Origin of the sequence: Roseateles chitinivorans (genome assembly GCF_002761755.1) — a bacterium.
Lineage (GTDB): Bacteria > Pseudomonadota > Gammaproteobacteria > Burkholderiales > Burkholderiaceae_C > Roseateles > Roseateles chitinivorans.
Genome location: NZ_PEOG01000074.1, coordinates 1 through 15,735, shown reverse-complemented (window position 1 = coordinate 15,735; position 15,735 = coordinate 1). Strand labels below are relative to the sequence as shown.

At 69.3% G+C, this 15,735-nt stretch carries 13 protein-coding genes and 2 pseudogenes; 13 read left to right on the top strand and 2 right to left on the bottom strand.

All coding sequences use genetic code 11. From position 1 onward, the window contains the following. Positions 1 to 66: 66 nt before the first annotated feature. The gene (locus CS062_RS20995; protein ID WP_099863519.1) at positions 67 to 873 is read right to left on the bottom strand and encodes an IclR family transcriptional regulator domain-containing protein; all 807 of its coding nucleotides are present in this window, start codon (positions 871 to 873) and stop codon (positions 67 to 69) included. A gap of 83 nt (positions 874 to 956) precedes the next feature. Here CS062_RS20995 and CS062_RS20990 point away from each other — a divergent pair, with 83 nt between their 5' ends. The 10 genes from CS062_RS20990 to ntrC all read left to right on the top strand — a co-directional run bounded on the left by CS062_RS20990 (position 957) and on the right by ntrC (position 12,011). Beyond that, positions 957 to 1,769, top strand: coding sequence for a TIGR00266 family protein (locus tag CS062_RS20990; RefSeq protein ID WP_099863502.1), 813 nt, complete (start codon positions 957 to 959; stop codon positions 1,767 to 1,769). Positions 1,770 to 2,043: 274 nt separating this feature from the next. Beyond that, positions 2,044 to 3,054, top strand: coding sequence for a YncE family protein (locus CS062_RS20985; RefSeq protein ID WP_143742433.1), 1,011 nt, complete (start codon positions 2,044 to 2,046; stop codon positions 3,052 to 3,054). A gap of 25 nt (positions 3,055 to 3,079) precedes the next feature. Continuing rightward, positions 3,080 to 4,009: a polysaccharide deacetylase family protein gene (locus CS062_RS20980; RefSeq protein ID WP_438270491.1), complete on the top strand. Its 930-nt coding sequence runs from the start codon at positions 3,080 to 3,082 to the stop codon at positions 4,007 to 4,009. Between the two features lie 54 nt (positions 4,010 to 4,063). Beyond that, entirely contained in the window at positions 4,064 to 5,119 is a 1,056-nt protein-coding gene (locus CS062_RS20975) for a sterol desaturase family protein (protein WP_099863501.1), read from the top strand. Continuing rightward, a complete protein-coding gene (locus CS062_RS20970; protein ID WP_233218188.1) occupies positions 5,116 to 6,048 on the top strand; it encodes an EI24 domain-containing protein in 933 nt (310 codons plus the stop codon). Before CS062_RS20975 ends, CS062_RS20970 begins: the two co-directional genes overlap by 4 nt. A 64-nt stretch (positions 6,049 to 6,112) precedes the next feature. Further along, entirely contained in the window at positions 6,113 to 6,907 is a 795-nt protein-coding gene (locus CS062_RS20965; RefSeq protein ID WP_099863500.1) for a competence/damage-inducible protein A, read from the top strand. A gap of 241 nt (positions 6,908 to 7,148) precedes the next feature. Further along, positions 7,149 to 8,567: a type I glutamate--ammonia ligase gene (gene glnA / locus CS062_RS20960; protein WP_099863499.1), complete on the top strand. Its 1,419-nt coding sequence runs from the start codon at positions 7,149 to 7,151 to the stop codon at positions 8,565 to 8,567. A gap of 219 nt (positions 8,568 to 8,786) precedes the next feature. Next, complete coding sequence (locus CS062_RS20955; protein ID WP_233218187.1) at positions 8,787 to 9,317, top strand: hypothetical protein; 531 nt, start codon at positions 8,787 to 8,789, stop codon at positions 9,315 to 9,317. Positions 9,318 to 9,380: 63 nt separating this feature from the next. Then, complete coding sequence (gene glnL / locus CS062_RS20950; RefSeq protein WP_099863498.1) at positions 9,381 to 10,475, top strand: nitrogen regulation protein NR(II); 1,095 nt, start codon at positions 9,381 to 9,383, stop codon at positions 10,473 to 10,475. 42 nt (positions 10,476 to 10,517) lie between these two features. Next, complete coding sequence (gene ntrC / locus CS062_RS20945; protein WP_099863497.1) at positions 10,518 to 12,011, top strand: nitrogen regulation protein NR(I); 1,494 nt, start codon at positions 10,518 to 10,520, stop codon at positions 12,009 to 12,011. Here ntrC and CS062_RS20940 read toward each other — a convergent pair. Next, positions 11,995 to 13,005: an MBL fold metallo-hydrolase gene (locus CS062_RS20940; RefSeq protein ID WP_233218186.1), complete on the bottom strand. Its 1,011-nt coding sequence runs from the start codon at positions 13,003 to 13,005 to the stop codon at positions 11,995 to 11,997. The genes ntrC and CS062_RS20940 overlap by 17 nt on opposite strands. Before the next feature lie 160 nt (positions 13,006 to 13,165). Between CS062_RS20940 and def the strand changes: the two genes are divergently transcribed. The 3 genes and pseudogenes from def to gcvT form a co-directional block, all read left to right on the top strand. Then, positions 13,166 to 13,702, top strand: a complete 537-nt coding sequence (gene def / locus CS062_RS20935) for a peptide deformylase (RefSeq protein WP_099863496.1) — start codon at positions 13,166 to 13,168, stop codon at positions 13,700 to 13,702. Positions 13,703 to 13,864: 162 nt separating this feature from the next. Continuing rightward, positions 13,865 to 14,944: pseudogene (locus CS062_RS27395) on the top strand (DUF6600 domain-containing protein); the annotation flags it as partial. 653 nt (positions 14,945 to 15,597) lie between these two features. Beyond that, a pseudogene (gene gcvT / locus CS062_RS27045) lies at positions 15,598 to 15,735 on the top strand (glycine cleavage system aminomethyltransferase GcvT); the annotation flags it as partial.

Here is a 15,735-nt window from a genome sequence, read left to right as displayed (position 1 = left end):
GCCACTGACCGCAGTCAGCCAAATCGAAGGGCCGCTTCCCCGAAGCGATCGCTCCCCCGCCAGCGATCAATCCTTCTTCATCAGCACCAGCAGCTGCGACAGGCTCTGCGCCGCCGCCTGCAGCTTGGGCAGGCCCTGCTCGAGCAGCACCTGCGGCGGCGTGCGCGACGCATGGGTGCTGATGTTGATCGCCGCGACGACCTTGCCATCGCGACCGGTGATCGGCGCAGCCACGGTCAGCACGCCGTCCTCGAGTTCCTGGTCCACCAGGCACCAATGCTGGCGCCGCGCCTGCTCGACCGCGGCGCGCAGCTCCTCGTGCGTGCGCACGGTGTTGACCGCGCGACGCGCCAGCTGGACCTGCGCCAGCCGGGCCTCGCGCTCCTCGACCGGCAGCGCGGCCAGCAGCACGCGGCCGGTGGCGGTGGCCCAGGCCGGCAGCCGGCTGCCGACGCCCATCGGATCGGACAGCACCTTGCGCATCGGCACGCGCAGCACGAAGACGGCGTCGTCGCCGTCGAGCACCGCGATGGAGACCGACTCGCGCACGTCGTTGGCCAGCTGCATCGCGATCGGCTCGGCGAAGCGCCACAACGGCTGCGAGGAGAGGTAGGCGAAGCCCAGGTCCAGGATCTTGGGCGTCAGCTCGAACATCCGACCTTCGGAACGGACGTAGCCCAGCGTCTGGAGCGTCAGCAGGATGCGGCGCGCGCCGGCGCGCGTCAGGCCACAGCGCTTGGCCACCTCGGTCAGGGTCTGCCGGGCGTGATGGCTGTCGAAGGTCCGGATCACCGACAGGCCGCGTGCGAAGGATTGCACGTAGCTGTCGCCGGGTTTGAGGGAAGTGAGGGGTGCGCTTTCGTCAGGGGACATGGGCGTCATGACCGCAGTATAGAAAGGCCGCGAAACGTTAATATCGCGCCCGTTTCTTTGTGATGTGACAGAGGGTGAACACCATGGCGATGGACGTTGTCGACTACGAGATCAAGGGTGCCGAGATGCAGTTCGTGGAGGTCGAACTCGACCCCGGCGAGGCTGCCATCGGCGAGGCCGGAAGCATGATGTTCATGGATGCCGGCATCGGCATGGACACGGTGTTCGGCGATGGTTCCGCCAACCAGGGCGGCTTCTTCGGCAAGTTGCTCGGCGCCGGCAAGCGGCTGGTGACCGGCGAATCGCTGTTCACCACGGTCTATACGAACCAGGCTCATGGCAAGCAGCGCGTCGCCTTCGCGGCGCCGTACCCCGGCAAGATCCTGCCGATGGAGCTCGGCAAGCTGGGTGGCACGCTCATCTGCCAGAAGGACGCCTTCCTGTGCGCGGCCCGCGGCGTGTCCTTGGGCATTGCGCTGCAGCAGCGACTGTCGACTGGCTTCTTCGGTGGTGAGGGTTTCATCATGCAGAAGCTCGAGGGTGATGGGCTGGCGTTCGTGCATGCGGGTGGAACCGTGGTTCGTCGCACCCTTCAGCCGGGCCAGACGCTGCTGGTGGACACCGGCTGCGTCGTCGCCTACACGCCGAGCGTGAGTTTCGAGATCCAGTACGTGGGCAAGATCAAGACCGCCCTGTTCGGCGGCGAAGGCCTGTTCCTGGCCAAGATGACCGGCCCCGGCGAAGTGTGGCTGCAGAGCCTGCCGTTCTCGCGCCTGGCGTCGCGCGTCTTCGCCGCGGCCCCGCAGCGCGGCGGCGCGCGCGAGGAGGGCTCGGTGCTGGGCGGCTTCGCCACCGGCGGCCTGCTGGGCGGCCTGCTCGGCGGCGACGACGAGTAAGCCCGACGGAGAAGTTCGCGATGCGCAGACTTGCCGCAACCCTGGCGGCAAGTCTGGCGCAACCGAATGCAACGGAAACCGCGCCCGCGAGGGATCGCGGCAGCCGCCGCGCGGAGGCGTCAAGGCGCCGGTTCGAAGCCGCCTGCCTGACGCCCAAGCCCGCATCAACAGGGCCTTGGTGGCGCTGTTCCGGGTCGGACCTAGGGAGAACCCGCCTACACTTGAGGGCTGCGTGCCGCCCGGCCCGCCGGGCATCTCCCTGTTGAGGATCTCCATGCTGTCTTCCCTCGCGCGGCCGCTGCTGGCCGCCCTGGCTGTGGCGCTGAGCGCGTCGATCGCGGCGCCGTCCGCGCTGGCCACCACCGGCAGTCCCATCTTCGTGCTGAACTCGCTGGATGCCGACGTCAGCGTGATCGACCCGAAGGACTTCCGGCAGGTCAAGCGCATCCCGACCGGCAAGGAACCGCACCACCTCTACCTGACGCCCGACCGCAAGACCATGGTCGTGGCCAACGCGCTGGGCGACTCGCTGACCTTCCTGGACCCGGTCACCGCCGAGGTGCAGCGCACCGTCCACGGCATCCCCGATCCGTATCACCTGCGTTTCTCGCCCGACATGAAGTGGCTGGTGCTGGCCGGCAACCGCCTGGACCACGTCGACATCTACAAGTGGCAGCCGCAGAACGCGGCGCAGCCGCTGGCGCTGTTCAAGCGCTTCTCGGCGCCCAAGACGCCCAGCCACCTGTCCATCGACACCAGGAGCAGCGTCGTCTACGCCAGCCTGCAGGACAGCTCCGAGCTGCTGGCCATCGACCTGAACACGATGGCGCCGCGCTGGAAGATTCCGGTGGGGAAGCTGCCGGCCGACCTGTACCTGACCCCCGACGACAAGCACCTGCTGGTGGCGCTCACCGGCGAGCGCAGCGTCGAGGTCTACGACGTCAGCGGCGCGCAGCCGCGGCTGGTCAAGAAGCTGGAGACCGGCGACGGCGCGCACTCGTTCCGCGCGCTGGGCGACCGCAAGCATGTGCTGGTGAGCAACCGGGCGGCCAACACGATCAGCAAGATCGCGCTGGCGGATTTCAGCGTGGTCGACACCTTCAAGGCACCAGGTGGACCCGACGACATGGAGATCCTGACCGACGGCCGCACGCTGATGTTCACCTCGCGCTGGGCGCGCAAGCTGACGGTGATGGACCTGCAGACCAAGCAGATCCTGCAGCAGGTCAAGGTCGGCAAGTCGCCGCACGGCGTCTGGACGCTGGACCAGATGCCGCGCCAGTGAGCGCCGGCTGACGAGGACCCTGGCCGTGAAGATCCCGTTCGTCCCGCGTCGCGCGACGCGTTTCGCCTCGGCGCTCGCGCTCGCCCTGACGGTGGCGGCGCAAGCGCAGCCGCAGGGCGCCTCGGCGCCGACGGCACCTCCGTGCGACAAGCCCGTCTACCTCACCTTCGACACCGGCCACATGGGCGTGGCGCCGCTGATCGTCGACACGCTGCGGCGCTTCGACGCGAAGGCGACCTTCTTCCTCGCGCAGGAGCCGACGATGGACGGCGGGCAGACGCTCGACGACAAGTGGGCGCCGTGGTGGAAGCAGCTCGCTGCGCAGGGCCACGACTTCGGCTCGCACACCTGGTTCCATGACGCATGGTCGGCCGACCTGCCCGACGGCCGCTTCCGCTTCAAGCGCGCCGCCGGCGAGCAGGTGCCGCAGAACGTCGTGCTCAGCGCGGCCGAGTACTGCGAGGAACTCAAGCGCCCCGCGCGCCGTTTCCTCGAGATGACCGGCCGTCCGATGTCGATGATCTTCCGCGCGCCGGCCGGGCGCACCTCGCCGGCGCTGCTGGCGGCGGCCCAGGCCTGCGGTTTCCGGCATGTGGGCTGGAGCGCGTCCGGCTTCCTCGGCGACGAGCTGCCCAGCGACAAGTACCCCAACCAGGCACTGCTCGATCAGGCGCTGCGGCGCGTCAAGCCGGGCGACATCCTGATGGCCCATCTGGGCATCTGGTCGCGGCAGGATCCCTGGGCGCCGACGGTGCTGGAGCCGCTGCTGCAAGGCTTGAAATCCCGGGGCATGTGCTTCGCCCCCTTGCGCGATCATCCGGAGTACGTCGCCTGGATGCGGCGACCGCAGGAGGCCGTCGCGAAGGCCGCGGCGAGCGGCGTCACGACCGGCGCCACGACCGGCGTTCCGGCCACGTCCGGACCCGCGGGGCCGAAGGACGCCCTCAAGCGCTGAGCGCGCGGGCGGCCCGGACCCGATCCACCGATTCATGGGAGGACCGACAGCGTGATGGACTGGTTCACCGATCTGTTCGCACAGGCCCAGCAGGCGCTGTTCGAGAGCGTCATTCAACCGATCGTCTTCCACCTGGGCTACGGCAACCTGCTGGAGGACGCGTTCGATGCGACCGGCTGGCTGCTGGTCGGCCTGATCCAGATCGTCGTGATGCTGGCGGTGATCGGCTCGCTGCAGCGCTGGCGTCCCGCCGAGGCGGTCACCGACCGCCACGCGATCCGCGTCGACATCGTCTACACGCTGATCCAGCGGCTGGGCGTGTTCCGGCTGGCGATGTTCTTCTCGCTGGATCCGGTGGTCGACAGCCTGGTCGGCGAGATGCGCATGCTGGGCCTGCCGTCCTTCCAGCTCGACGCGATCTGGCCCGGCGTCACCGACCAGGCCTGGGTCAGCTTCGTGCTGTACCTGGTGGCCTTCGACCTGCTGCAGTACTGGCTGCATCGCGCGCAGCACTCGTGGCACTGGTGGTGGGCGCTGCATGCGCTGCATCACAGCCAGCGCCAGATGACGATGTGGAGCGACAGCCGCAACCACCTGCTGGACGACCTGCTGATCGACAGCGCGGTGGCGCTGACCGCGGTGCTGATCGGCGTCGGTCCTGGCCAGTTCGTCGCGCTGGTCGCGATCTCGCAGCTGCTGGAGAACCTGCAGCATGCCAACCTGCGGCTGAGCTTCGGCGCGATCGGCGAGCGCCTGCTCGTGAGCCCGCGCTTCCATCGCCTGCACCATTCGATCGGCATCGGTCATGAGGGCTTCGGTCGCGGCACGCTGGGCGGCCACAACTTCGCGGTGATGTTGCCGATCTGGGATGTGCTGTTCCGCACGGCGAACTTCGAGGACCGCTGGGACCCGACCGGCGTGCGCGACCAGTTGCCGGAAGAGGGCGGTCGCGACTACGGGCGCGGCTTCTGGGCCCAGCAGTGGCTGGGCCTGAAGCGGCTCGCCGGACGTGACAAGATCGCGGCCGCGCCCGGAAGCGGCTCCCTGCCGCCCGGTGGCGCGACGATGGACATCGCCGGCCAGGCGCCGGCTGGAGGGAACCAGGGATGATCAAGCCGATGAGCCGCATCGCGGACGCGTTCTGGCGGGCGGCCGCGTACTGCCTGCATCCGCGGGTGATCGGCCTGTCGCTGCTGCCGCTGATCGTGTCGGCGGCGCTGGCGTTCGGGCTCGGCTACTTCTTCTGGGAGGCCGCCGTTGCCGGCGTGCGCGCGACGCTCGAGTCCTGGAGCCTGATCGACGGCCTGCTGAAGTGGCTGGACAGCCTGGGCGCCGCATCGTTCCGGACGGTGCTCGCGCCGATCATCGTGCTGGCGATGGCGGTGCCGGCGCTGGTCGTGCTGAGCCTGCTGCTGGTGGCGCTGCTGATGACGCCGTCGATGGTGGACCTGGTCGCGCAGCGGCGTTTCGCGGGGCTGGAGCGCAAGCGCGGCGCCGGCTTCGTGGCCAGCCTGAGCTGGTCGCTGGGCCACACGCTGCTGTGCGTCGTGCTGCTGATCGCGTCGCTGCCGTTCTGGCTGATCCCGCCGCTGGCGCTGATCCTGCCGCCGCTGATCTGGGGTTGGCTGGGCTACCGCGTGTTCACCTTCGACGTGCTGGCCGAGCATGCGTCCGCGCCCGAGCGCCGCCGTCTGCTCGGCGAGCACCGGCTGCCGCTGCTGCTGCTGGGCCTGGCGACCGGTTACCTGGGCGCGGCGCCCGCGGCGATCTGGGCCATGGGCGCGTTGACGATCGCCTTCGCGCCGGTGCTGATCCTGGTGTCGGTCTGGCTGTACACGCTGGTCTTCGCCTTCAGTTCGCTGTGGTTCTCGCATTACGCACTGGCCGCGCTGCAGGAGATGCGCCGCGCCGACACCCGGGCCGAGCGCGCGCCCGATCCGGTGATGGACGCGCTGCCAGCCAACTACGCGACCGCGCCACCCCTCGACGCCGAAGACCCCGCGCCGCCGGCGATCGAGAACCGGCCCTCGCCGCTCTGAGTCCGGCTGACGCGGCGAACGCCGCGATCGCCTTCTTCGCTTCCACGCTTTCGCAGGAGCCCGCATGAACATCGGCCTCTTCATCATCGGCGACGAGATCCTGTCCGGAAAGCGGCAGGACAAGCACCTGTCCAAGGTGATCGAACTGCTGGGCGCGCGCGGCCTGTCGCTGTCATGGGCGAAGTACCTGGGCGACGACCGGGAGCAACTGGTCCGGGAGTACCAGGCCGCCTTCGCCAGCGGCGACCTGTTCTTCAGCTGCGGCGGCATCGGCGCGACGCCCGATGACCACACGCGCCAGGCCGCCGCCGCGGCGCTGGGGCGGCCGCTCGAACTGCATCCCGAGGCCGCCGAGCTGATCTGGCAGCGCGTCCAGCAGATGGCTGCGGAGCAGGGCACGACGCCCGAGCGCGACCATCCCGACACGCGGCGCCGCATGGAGATGGGCGTGTTCCCGCAGGGCGCGGCCATCATCCCGAATCCGTACAACAAGATCCCTGGCTTCTCGGTGGGTTCGGCCTACTTCGTCCCCGGTTTCCCGGTGATGGCCCATCCGATGATCGAGTGGGTCCTGGATCACCGCCACGCGGACCTGCACCGCGCGGTCGGCACGCGCGAGCGCTCGCTGATCGTGCAGGGCGCGATGGAGGCCAGCCTGACGCCGCTGATGGAACGGATCGAAGCGGACTTCCCCGGCATCAAGGTGTTTTCGCTGCCCAGCGTCGACCACCCGCAGTGGGGCCGCCACATCGAACTGGGCGTCAAGGGGGACGCGGCCGCCATGGACGCCGCCTACGAGGCCCTGCGCGCTGGCGTTGTCCAATTTGGTGCTGTCGTCAGCACTGAGTTGGTGCGATGATGCACCGATTCGGGTTTCGGCCCGAATCAGGCGGAGATCGCCCGGGCGCCGAGCTGCTCTGACCGCCGGGCATTGCCCCCGTGTGGCGCGTTCGGCATCAAGGGCTTGCGTGCCATGCACCGGTCTGGCGCCTGGATGTCACCGGCCTGCCATCCGTTGGCATGCAAACTGCTAAATCGTCCGCGCTGGGCCGATGCCCCACGACTCTTTCTTTCTCATCCAGCCCCCCTAGGAGTGATTGATGGCCACCAAGACCGTCGCCGACGTGATGAACATGGTGAAGGAGCACGAAGTCAAGTTCGTCGACTTCCGCTTCACCGACACCCGCGGCAAAGAACAGCACGTGACCGTGCCCGTCTCCCATTTCGACGAAGACAAGTTCACGTCGGGCCATGCCTTCGACGGCTCCTCGATCGCCGGCTGGAAGGGCATCGAAGCCTCGGACATGCTGCTGATCCCGGATCCGAACACGGCCAACATCGATCCCTTCTTCGAAGAGCCGACGCTGATCCTGTCCTGCGACGTCATCGACCCGACCGACGGCAAGGCCTATGAGCGCGATCCGCGCTCGCTGGCACGTCGCGCCGAGGCCTACCTGAAGTCCTCCGGCCTGGGCGACACCGCCTACTTCGGCCCGGAACCCGAGTTCTTCATCTTCGACAGCGTGCGCTGGAATGTGGACATGTCCGGTTCGTTCGTGAAGATCGAATCGGAAGAGGCCGCCTGGAACACCGGCAAGGAATACGAGCACGGCAACAGCGGCTACCGTCCCACCGTCAAGGGCGGCTACTTCCCGGTGCCCCCGGTCGACAGCGGCCAGGACATGCGCTCGGAGATGTGCCTGATCCTGGAACAGATGGGCATCCCGGTCGAAGTGCATCACCACGAAGTGGCGAACGCCGGCCAGATGGAAATCGGCACCAAGTTCAGCTCGCTGGTCCAGCGCGCCGACTGGCTGCAACTGCAGAAGTACATTATCCAGAACGTCGCGCACGCCTACGGCAAGACCGCCACGTTCATGCCGAAGCCGATCGTCGGCGACAACGGCTCGGGCATGCACGTGCACCAGTCGGTCTGGAAGGACGGCAAGAACCTGTTCGCCGGTGACGGCTACGCCGGCCTGAGCGACTTCGCGCTGTACTACATCGGCGGCATCATCAAGCACGCCCGCGCGCTGAACGCCATCACCAACCCCGGCACCAACTCGTACAAGCGCCTGGTGCCCGGCTTCGAAGCCCCGGTGAAGCTGGCCTACTCGGCCAAGAACCGCTCGGCCTCGATCCGCATTCCCTACGTCGCCAACCCGAAGGGCCGCCGCATCGAGGCGCGCTTCCCGGATCCCTCGGCCAACCCGTACCTGGCCTTTGCCGCGCTGCTGATGGCCGGCCTGGACGGCGTCGAGAACAAGATCCATCCGGGCGAGGCCGCCACGAAGGACCTGTACCACCTGCCGCCGGAAGAAGACGCGAAGATCCCGACCGTCTGCCACTCGCTGGACCAGGCGCTGGAATACCTGGACAAGGACCGCGCGTTCCTGACCAAGGGCGGCGTGTTCACCGACAGCTTCATCGATGCCTACATCGAACTGAAGATGCAGGAAGTCCAGCGCTTCCGCATGACCACCCACCCGGTCGAGTTCGACATGTACTACTCGCTGTGATCGCGAGCGCGGAGCGCGCCATGACCGCTCAGGCACGGCCCGCTCCGCACGCTCGCCACCGCGCGCAGGGACGGCCATGGCCGTCCCTTTTCGTTGGCCGCGGCGTGTCCGCCGCTCCACTTCCCTACACCTCGCAACAGCGCATCCCGTTGGTGCCATGCCCATCGGTGACCGATTGCGTCACAATGCCCAACGACTCTGGTCAGTTAGAAGCAGGGAATGCAGATGACGCTGCAGAAGAAGCGGGTGGGACGTGGATGGCCGGCACTGATGCTGGTCGCGATCGCGGGCATGTCGGCCGGGCCGGCCGGGGCGCAGGGCGTGGTGTATCGCTGCCCGGGACCGCCGGTGCTGTACACCGACGCGCTGTCCGCGAAGGAGGCCGCCGAGAAGGGTTGCCGCAGCATCGAGGGCACGCCGATCTCGGTGATCGCGCCGGTCAAGCCGCGCACGCCGACGGTTTCGGCCTCGGGGACGCAAGGTGATCTCAAGGTCGACGCCAAGGACCAGCGTGTCCGCGATGACGACCGCCGTCGCATCCTCGAGCAGGAACTGCGCGAGGCCGAGGGCAAGCTCGCCAAGCTCCAGCAGGAGTACAACAACGGCCAGCCCGAGCGCCGTGGTGACGAGCGCAACTACCAGAAGTACCTGGACCGCACGACTGAGCTCAAGGCCTCCGTCTCGCGCCAGGAAGCCGACGTCCAGGCCATCAAGCGCGAGCTCGCGAAGCTGCCGCCGCCCAACCTCTGACCGGGGATCGGCGGGCCGGACCGCCGCGGTGTCGCGCGTCGTCGATGACGAGGGCGACACCGCATGAATCCCAAACCTGTTTCAGTCGACGAGCCGTACGCGTGCTTCGATCTCCTGGCGACGCTGGTCGCCGTGGTCCGTCCCGACGGCACCTGCGAGTTCGCCAACACCGCTGTCGAGACGCTGTTCAACCTGCCGCGCCGCGCGGTGCAGGGCAGCAACCTGCTGGAGTGGTTCACCGACACCGGCCGCCTCGTCGAGGCGCTGGAGGAAGTCAGCCGCAACGCGTTCTCCAGCTCGCGCTTCGACGCGACGATCCGCCGCGGGCCGCGCACCCATGACGACCTGCTGCCGGTGCATGTCATCGTCAGCCAGACGGACGATCCGCAGCGCCTGGTGATCGAGCTGATCGAGAACGCGCAGCAGACGCGCCAGGACCGCGAGGAACGCAACCTCGATCAGGTCCACTCGATCAAGGAACTGACGCGCAACCTGGCGCACGAGATCAAGAACCCGCTGGGCGGCATCCGCGGCGCGGCGCAGTTGCTGGCGCTGGAGCTGCAGCCCACCGACCTGTGGGACGAGCTCGAGGAATACACCGAGGTCATCATCCACGAGGCCGACCGGCTGCAGTCGCTGGTGGACCGGTTGCTGGCGCCGCACCGGCGCGCGCAGGTGGTGGGCGACGTCAACATCCATGAGATCTGCGAGCGGGTGCGCTCGCTGGTGCTGGCGCAGTACCCGCGCGGGCTGACGCTGCTGCGGGACTACGACATCTCGCTGCCCGACTTCCGTGGTGACCGCGAGCAATTGATCCAGGCGGTGCTCAACATCGTCCAGAACGCGGCGCAGGCGCTGCACGAGCGCATCGCGGCCGGCGATGCGGTCATCGCGCTGCGCACGCGGGTCGCACGGCAGGTGACCATCGGCAAGCAGCGGTGGCGCTTGGCATTGGAATTGCATATCGAAGACAACGGCCCGGGCGTGCCCGAGGAGATCAAGGACCGCATCTTCTTTCCGCTGGTTTCAGGGAGGGATGGCGGTTCCGGTCTCGGGCTGACGCTGGCGCAGACGATCGCCCAACAGCACCAGGGAATGATCGACTGCGACAGCCAGCCGGGCCGGACCGATTTCCGAATCACCCTGCCTTTGCCCTGAGCCGCGGCCACAAGTCGACAACGGGGAAAAGGGGAGCCATAGATGAAGTCGATCTGGATTGTTGACGACGACCATTCGATCCGTTTTGTTCTCGAGAAGGCGCTGACGCGCGAAGGGCTGCCGGTGCGCAGCTTCAGCCAGACACGGGACGTGCTGACCGCCCTGGAGGAGGACACGCCGCAGGTGCTGGTGTCCGACATCCGCATGCCGGGCGGCTCCGGCCTGGAGTTGCTGACCACGGTCAAGAAGCAACTGCCGGGTCTGCCGGTGATCATCATGACCGCCTATTCGGACCTGGACAGCGCGGTCAGCGCTTTCCAGGGCGGAGCCTTCGAATACCTGCCCAAGCCCTTCGACCTGCCGCGCGCGGTCGAGCTGATCCGGCGCGCGCAGGAGGAAAGCCAGCGCGAGGCGGTCGGCGAGGCCGAGCAGGTGCAGATGCCCGAGATGCTGGGCCAGGCGCCGGCGATGCAGGATGTGTTCCGCGCGATCGGCCGCCTCAGCCAGAGCCATGTGACCGTGCTGATCACCGGCGAGTCGGGCTCGGGCAAGGAACTGGTGGCGCGCGCGCTGCACAAGCACAGCCCGCGCGCGGAGGGGCCGTTCGTCGCGATCAACACGGCGGCGATCCCGAAGGACCTGCTGGAGTCGGAGCTCTTCGGCCATGAGCGCGGCGCGTTCACCGGCGCGCAGGCGACACGGCGCGGCCGCTTCGAGCAGGCCGAGGGCGGCACGCTGTTCCTCGACGAGATCGGCGACATGCCGCTGGACCTGCAGACGCGACTGCTGCGGGTGCTGTCCGACGGCCAGTTCTATCGCGTCGGCGGCCACAGCCCGCAGAAGGCCAATGTGCGCGTCGTCGCGGCGACGCACCAGAACCTGGAGACGCTGGTCAAGGAAGGCCGCTTCCGCGAGGACCTGTTCCACCGCCTGAACGTGATCCGCCTGCGGCTGCCTCCGCTGCGTGAGCGCCGCGAGGACGTGCCGCTGCTGGCGCGCTACTTCCTGCAGCGCAGCGCGGGCGAGCTCGGCGTCGAACCGAAGCGGCTGTCCGAGGCGGCGCTGCAACGCCTGGTGGGCTTCGACTTCCCGGGCAACGTGCGGCAGCTGGAAAACATCTGCCACTGGCTGAGCGTGATGGCGCCCAGCCTGGTGGTCGAGGCCAAGGACCTGCCGCAGGAACTGCTGGCGACGCCGGGCGCGCATGCGATGCCGCCGGGCGGGCTCTCGGCTGAGGTGGTGCCGCTGGCCAGCGGCCTGACCGGCACGAGCGCGGCGGCACCATTGCCGTTGCCGGCGGTGCCGATCCCGCCGTCACCGGACGCGTGGGTCGCGGAGGTGGCGCGCGAGGCGCGCCGGCTGCTCGCGGCCGGCGAGCCCAACGTCTGGGACGTGCTGACCCGCCGCTTCGAGGCCAGCCTGATCCTGACCGCGCTGGACCTGACCCGCGGTCGCCGCATCGAGGCCGCGCAGAAGCTCGGCATCGGCCGCAACACCATCACGCGCAAGATTCAGGAGCTCAACCTCGACGCGTGAGGCGGTCCAGCCAGATGCCCAGGCCCTGGGCGTTGAGCTCGACATCCATCGCCAGCAGCGCGGCCACGCGCGTGGGCGCGATCCGGTCGCCGAGGTGCTCGCGCACCCGGCGCTGGAACATCGCGAGCAGCTCGCGCTTGAGCGCGGCATGGCGATCGGGCGCATCCTTGAGCCCGCTCGCGATCGCGACCATCTCGTCGATCTGCGACAGCAGCAGCGCCGCCAGGCGCTCGACGTCGGCCGCATCGCGGCCCACGGCGCTGTAGTGCGTCAGGTACATGCGGGACGGCCGCGTCGCCATCATTCGGCGGATCGAGTCCCGCAGCGCGTCGGGCTCGAACTGCACCGGCGTGCTGGTCGGCAGGATCCAGGCGCCGCGCTCGGCATCGTCGAACTCGCGGTAGGACAGGCCGAAGGTGTCGCCGGTGAACCAGCCGCCGCTGGCCTCGTCCCACAGGCAGTGGTGGTGCCGCGCATGCCCCGGTGTGTCGATCAGCCGCAGCGTGCGAGCGCCCACGGCGATGCGCTGTTCGTCGCTGCTCGCCTGGGCGCGCGACTCCGGCACGCCGACCAGTTCGCCGTAGGAGCGGCGCATCTCCTCCTCGCCATAGACCGCCAGCGCGCCCGCCCACAGCGCCGAGGGATCGACCATGTGCCGCAGCCCGCGCGGATGCACCAGCATCGTGGCCGCCGGCAGTGCCGCCATCAGCGGGCCGACGCCGCCGGCGTGGTCCAGGTGCACATGGGTCGGGATCACCCAGTCCACCGCGTCGCGCGGCAGTCCCAGCGCGTCCAGCGCGCCGAGCAGCCTCGGCAGCGCATGGCGCGTGCCGGTGTCGATGAAGGCCGCGCGACCGCTGTCCACGACCAGGAAGGCGGCGTCGAAGTGGTCCCGCTGGAAGGCGGTGTCCACGGCGTAGAGCCCGGGTCCGAGCGGTTCCAGGTAGGCGGGCAGCGATGCCGGGGCCGGGGGCAGGGCGGTGTTGTCGCTCACGGGAGGTCTCCGGGTCGGGTTCTTAGAATGGCCCGCAGATTACGCGATGCCGCCGCCGGGCGCCGTCGCGTTTAGGACCCGCCCCGCTTCCCCGCGCTTTCCGCGCTTTCCGCGTTTCCAGCGGGCTTCCCCCTGAAGCCCACCGCATGAGGACTCCGTCATGGCCGTTCGAGACATCCTGAAGATGGGCGATCCCCGCCTGCTGCGCCACGCCCAGCCGGTCGAGGCCTTCGATACGCCGGAGCTCCGGGCGCTGCTCGAGGACATGTTCGACACGATGAAGGCCGCCAATGGCGCCGGCCTGGCCGCGCCGCAGATCGGTGTGGACCTGCAGGTGGTCGTGTTCGGCTTCCAGCGCAACGAGCGCTATCCGGAAGCGCCGCCGGTGCCGATGACGGTGCTGATCAATCCGAGGATCGAACCGCTGACCGACCAGACCGAGGACGGCTGGGAAGGTTGCCTGTCGGTGCCGGGCCTGCGCGGCGTGGTGCCGCGGCTGAGCCGGATCCGGTACCGCGGCTTCGACGCCTTCGGCGGCCTGATCGACCGCGAGGCCGAAGGCTTCCACGCCCGCGTCGTCCAGCACGAGTGCGACCACCTGGTCGGCACGCTCTATCCGATGCGGATCAAGGACTTCAGCCGCTTCGGCTTCACCGAGATCCTGTTCCCGGGCCTGGACCCGAATACCGACGATTGAGGCCTCCTCTCGACCGCAGGTGTACGCTGCCCGGTTGACGGTTCGGCAACAGGGCGACAAGTTGTAAGCATCCGTGCACCGCTCTGTCGTCACCGCGTTAAGAATCGACCGCGGAACTCCGCATCCCGCAGCCCCGGCGTCCTCCGGGGGAGGCTACTGGTCATGACTGACTCCCTGAATCGATGGCTGGCCGGCGTGCCGGGGGCGCGTTGGCTGACGACCCTGGCGGCGCTGCTGGTCGCGCTGGCCGCGCTGTTGGCCCATGCGCCGGCTTGGGCGGACGCCCCCTCCCGTGCCGGACGGCTGGCGGAGATGACCGGCACCGTCTGGCTGTACGACGCGGAAGAGCGCGAATGGGTGCAGATGCATCGCAACCAGACCGTCGGCGAGGGCGATCGCCTGCGCGCCGATGACGGCAGCGGCGCCACGGTGACGATCGGGACGGCGACGCTGTGGCTGGATCAGCGCAGCGAGATCGAGTTCAACGCGCTGGCCGATGCGCGGATCGCGGTCCAGATCGTCAAGGGCGGGGTCGGACTGCGGGTGCGCAGTCAGGAGTCGGCGGACGAATGGACGCTGCGCACGCTGGAAGGCCGCTTCGGCTTCGAGCGCGAAGGCCTGTACCGGGTGTCGCAGCTGGACCGCGGCAGCGAGGCGCAGGCCTGGCAGGGCAAGCTGCGCTTCGAATCGCGCGCGACCGACGCGCAACCGGTCTGGTTGGGCACCAACGAGCAGGCGGAGTTCTGGTGGGACAACGGTCCGCGCACCGAGCGCCAGCCGCTGCAGCAGGACGGCTTCGCGCGGCTGATCCTGGAGGACAACCGCGATCTCGGCGCGCAGCCGCTGGTGGGCAGCGGCACGAGCGTGCCCTATGTGTCGCCCGAGATGACCGGCGCCGAGGACCTGGCCCGCTACGGCGCCTGGGAGCAGAGCCCGGACTACGGCGCGGTATGGGTGCCGACGGTGGTGGTGGCCGACTGGGCCCCGTACCGCTACGGCCGCTGGGTGTGGAGCGCGCGCTGGGGCTACACCTGGGTCGATGACATGCCTTGGGGTTTCGCGCCCTTCCACTACGGCCGCTGGGCCTACTGGCGCGACCGCTGGTGCTGGGTGCCTGGACCCTACGTGCGGCGGCCGGCCTACGCGCCGGCGCTGGTCGGCTGGGTCGGGCCGGGGATCTCGGTGGGCGTGGTCGTCGGCGGCGGACGCCGCCCGCCGCCGCCGCGCTACGGCGGCTGGGTGCCGCTGGCGCCGCGCGAGGCGTGGACGCCGTCCTACCGCTACAGCCAGGCCTACTGGCGCCGGGTCAATCCCGGACCGAATCCGGCGACGGTCGTCCGGCCGGGTGAGCGCCCGCCGTACTACCGCCATGAGCGCGAGCATGGCGCCCTGTTCACGCAGCGGCCCGTCTCCGCGCCGCTGCCTGCGACGGCGCTGCAGCCGCAGCGCTCCTGGCCGCCGCGTCCGGGCGGCCAGGCCGACAGCCGTCCGGACGGTCGCCCGTTCATCGACCGCAACCATGACGGTCGCCCCGACGCCCGCCCCGATGGCCGCGAAGGTCGGCCCTACCTCGACCGCAACGGCGATGGCCGTCCGGACAACCTCGGCGACGCGCGCCCTGGGGACAGCCGACCGGTGCGCGGCGTGATCCGGCCGGAGCCCGACGCGGCCACCGTCCGGCCGCAACTGCCGGCCACCCCGCCGTCGCCGGCGGCGCAGACGGTGGTGCCGCAGCGCGGTCCGGACGTCCAGCGTCCGTCGGAGCGACGCGAAGGCGATCGGGATCCCTGGCATCCGCGTGGGCAGGACGGTGCCGAGCGCAACGACCGTGGCAACGGCCGCGGCGAATGGGGCCATCGAGGCCGCGAGTGGCAAGGACCCGAGCGCCAGGATCCGGTGCGGGTGGCGCCGCCGCGCTCGAGACCCTGGTCCCCGTCGACATCGTGGACCTCGGCCTGTTCAAGCAGCGTTACGCGCTCTTCACCGCCGACGACGGCGGCATCCTCGACGACCTGATGGTGGCCCGCCGCACC

Coding starts and splice junctions, on each gene's coding strand:
- CS062_RS20995 (WP_099863519.1), bottom strand. CDS start 873: ATGTCCCCTGACGAAAGCGCACCCCTCACTTCCCTCAAACCCGGCGAC.
- CS062_RS20990 (WP_099863502.1), top strand. CDS start 957: ATGGCGATGGACGTTGTCGACTACGAGATCAAGGGTGCCGAGATGCAG.
- CS062_RS20985 (WP_143742433.1), top strand. CDS start 2,044: ATGCTGTCTTCCCTCGCGCGGCCGCTGCTGGCCGCCCTGGCTGTGGCG.
- CS062_RS20975 (WP_099863501.1), top strand. CDS start 4,064: ATGGACTGGTTCACCGATCTGTTCGCACAGGCCCAGCAGGCGCTGTTC.
- CS062_RS20970 (WP_233218188.1), top strand. CDS start 5,116: ATGATCAAGCCGATGAGCCGCATCGCGGACGCGTTCTGGCGGGCGGCC.
- CS062_RS20965 (WP_099863500.1), top strand. CDS start 6,113: ATGAACATCGGCCTCTTCATCATCGGCGACGAGATCCTGTCCGGAAAG.
- glnA (WP_099863499.1), top strand. CDS start 7,149: ATGGCCACCAAGACCGTCGCCGACGTGATGAACATGGTGAAGGAGCAC.
- CS062_RS20955 (WP_233218187.1), top strand. CDS start 8,787: ATGCAGATGACGCTGCAGAAGAAGCGGGTGGGACGTGGATGGCCGGCA.
- glnL (WP_099863498.1), top strand. CDS start 9,381: ATGAATCCCAAACCTGTTTCAGTCGACGAGCCGTACGCGTGCTTCGAT.
- ntrC (WP_099863497.1), top strand. CDS start 10,518: ATGAAGTCGATCTGGATTGTTGACGACGACCATTCGATCCGTTTTGTT.
- def (WP_099863496.1), top strand. CDS start 13,166: ATGGCCGTTCGAGACATCCTGAAGATGGGCGATCCCCGCCTGCTGCGC.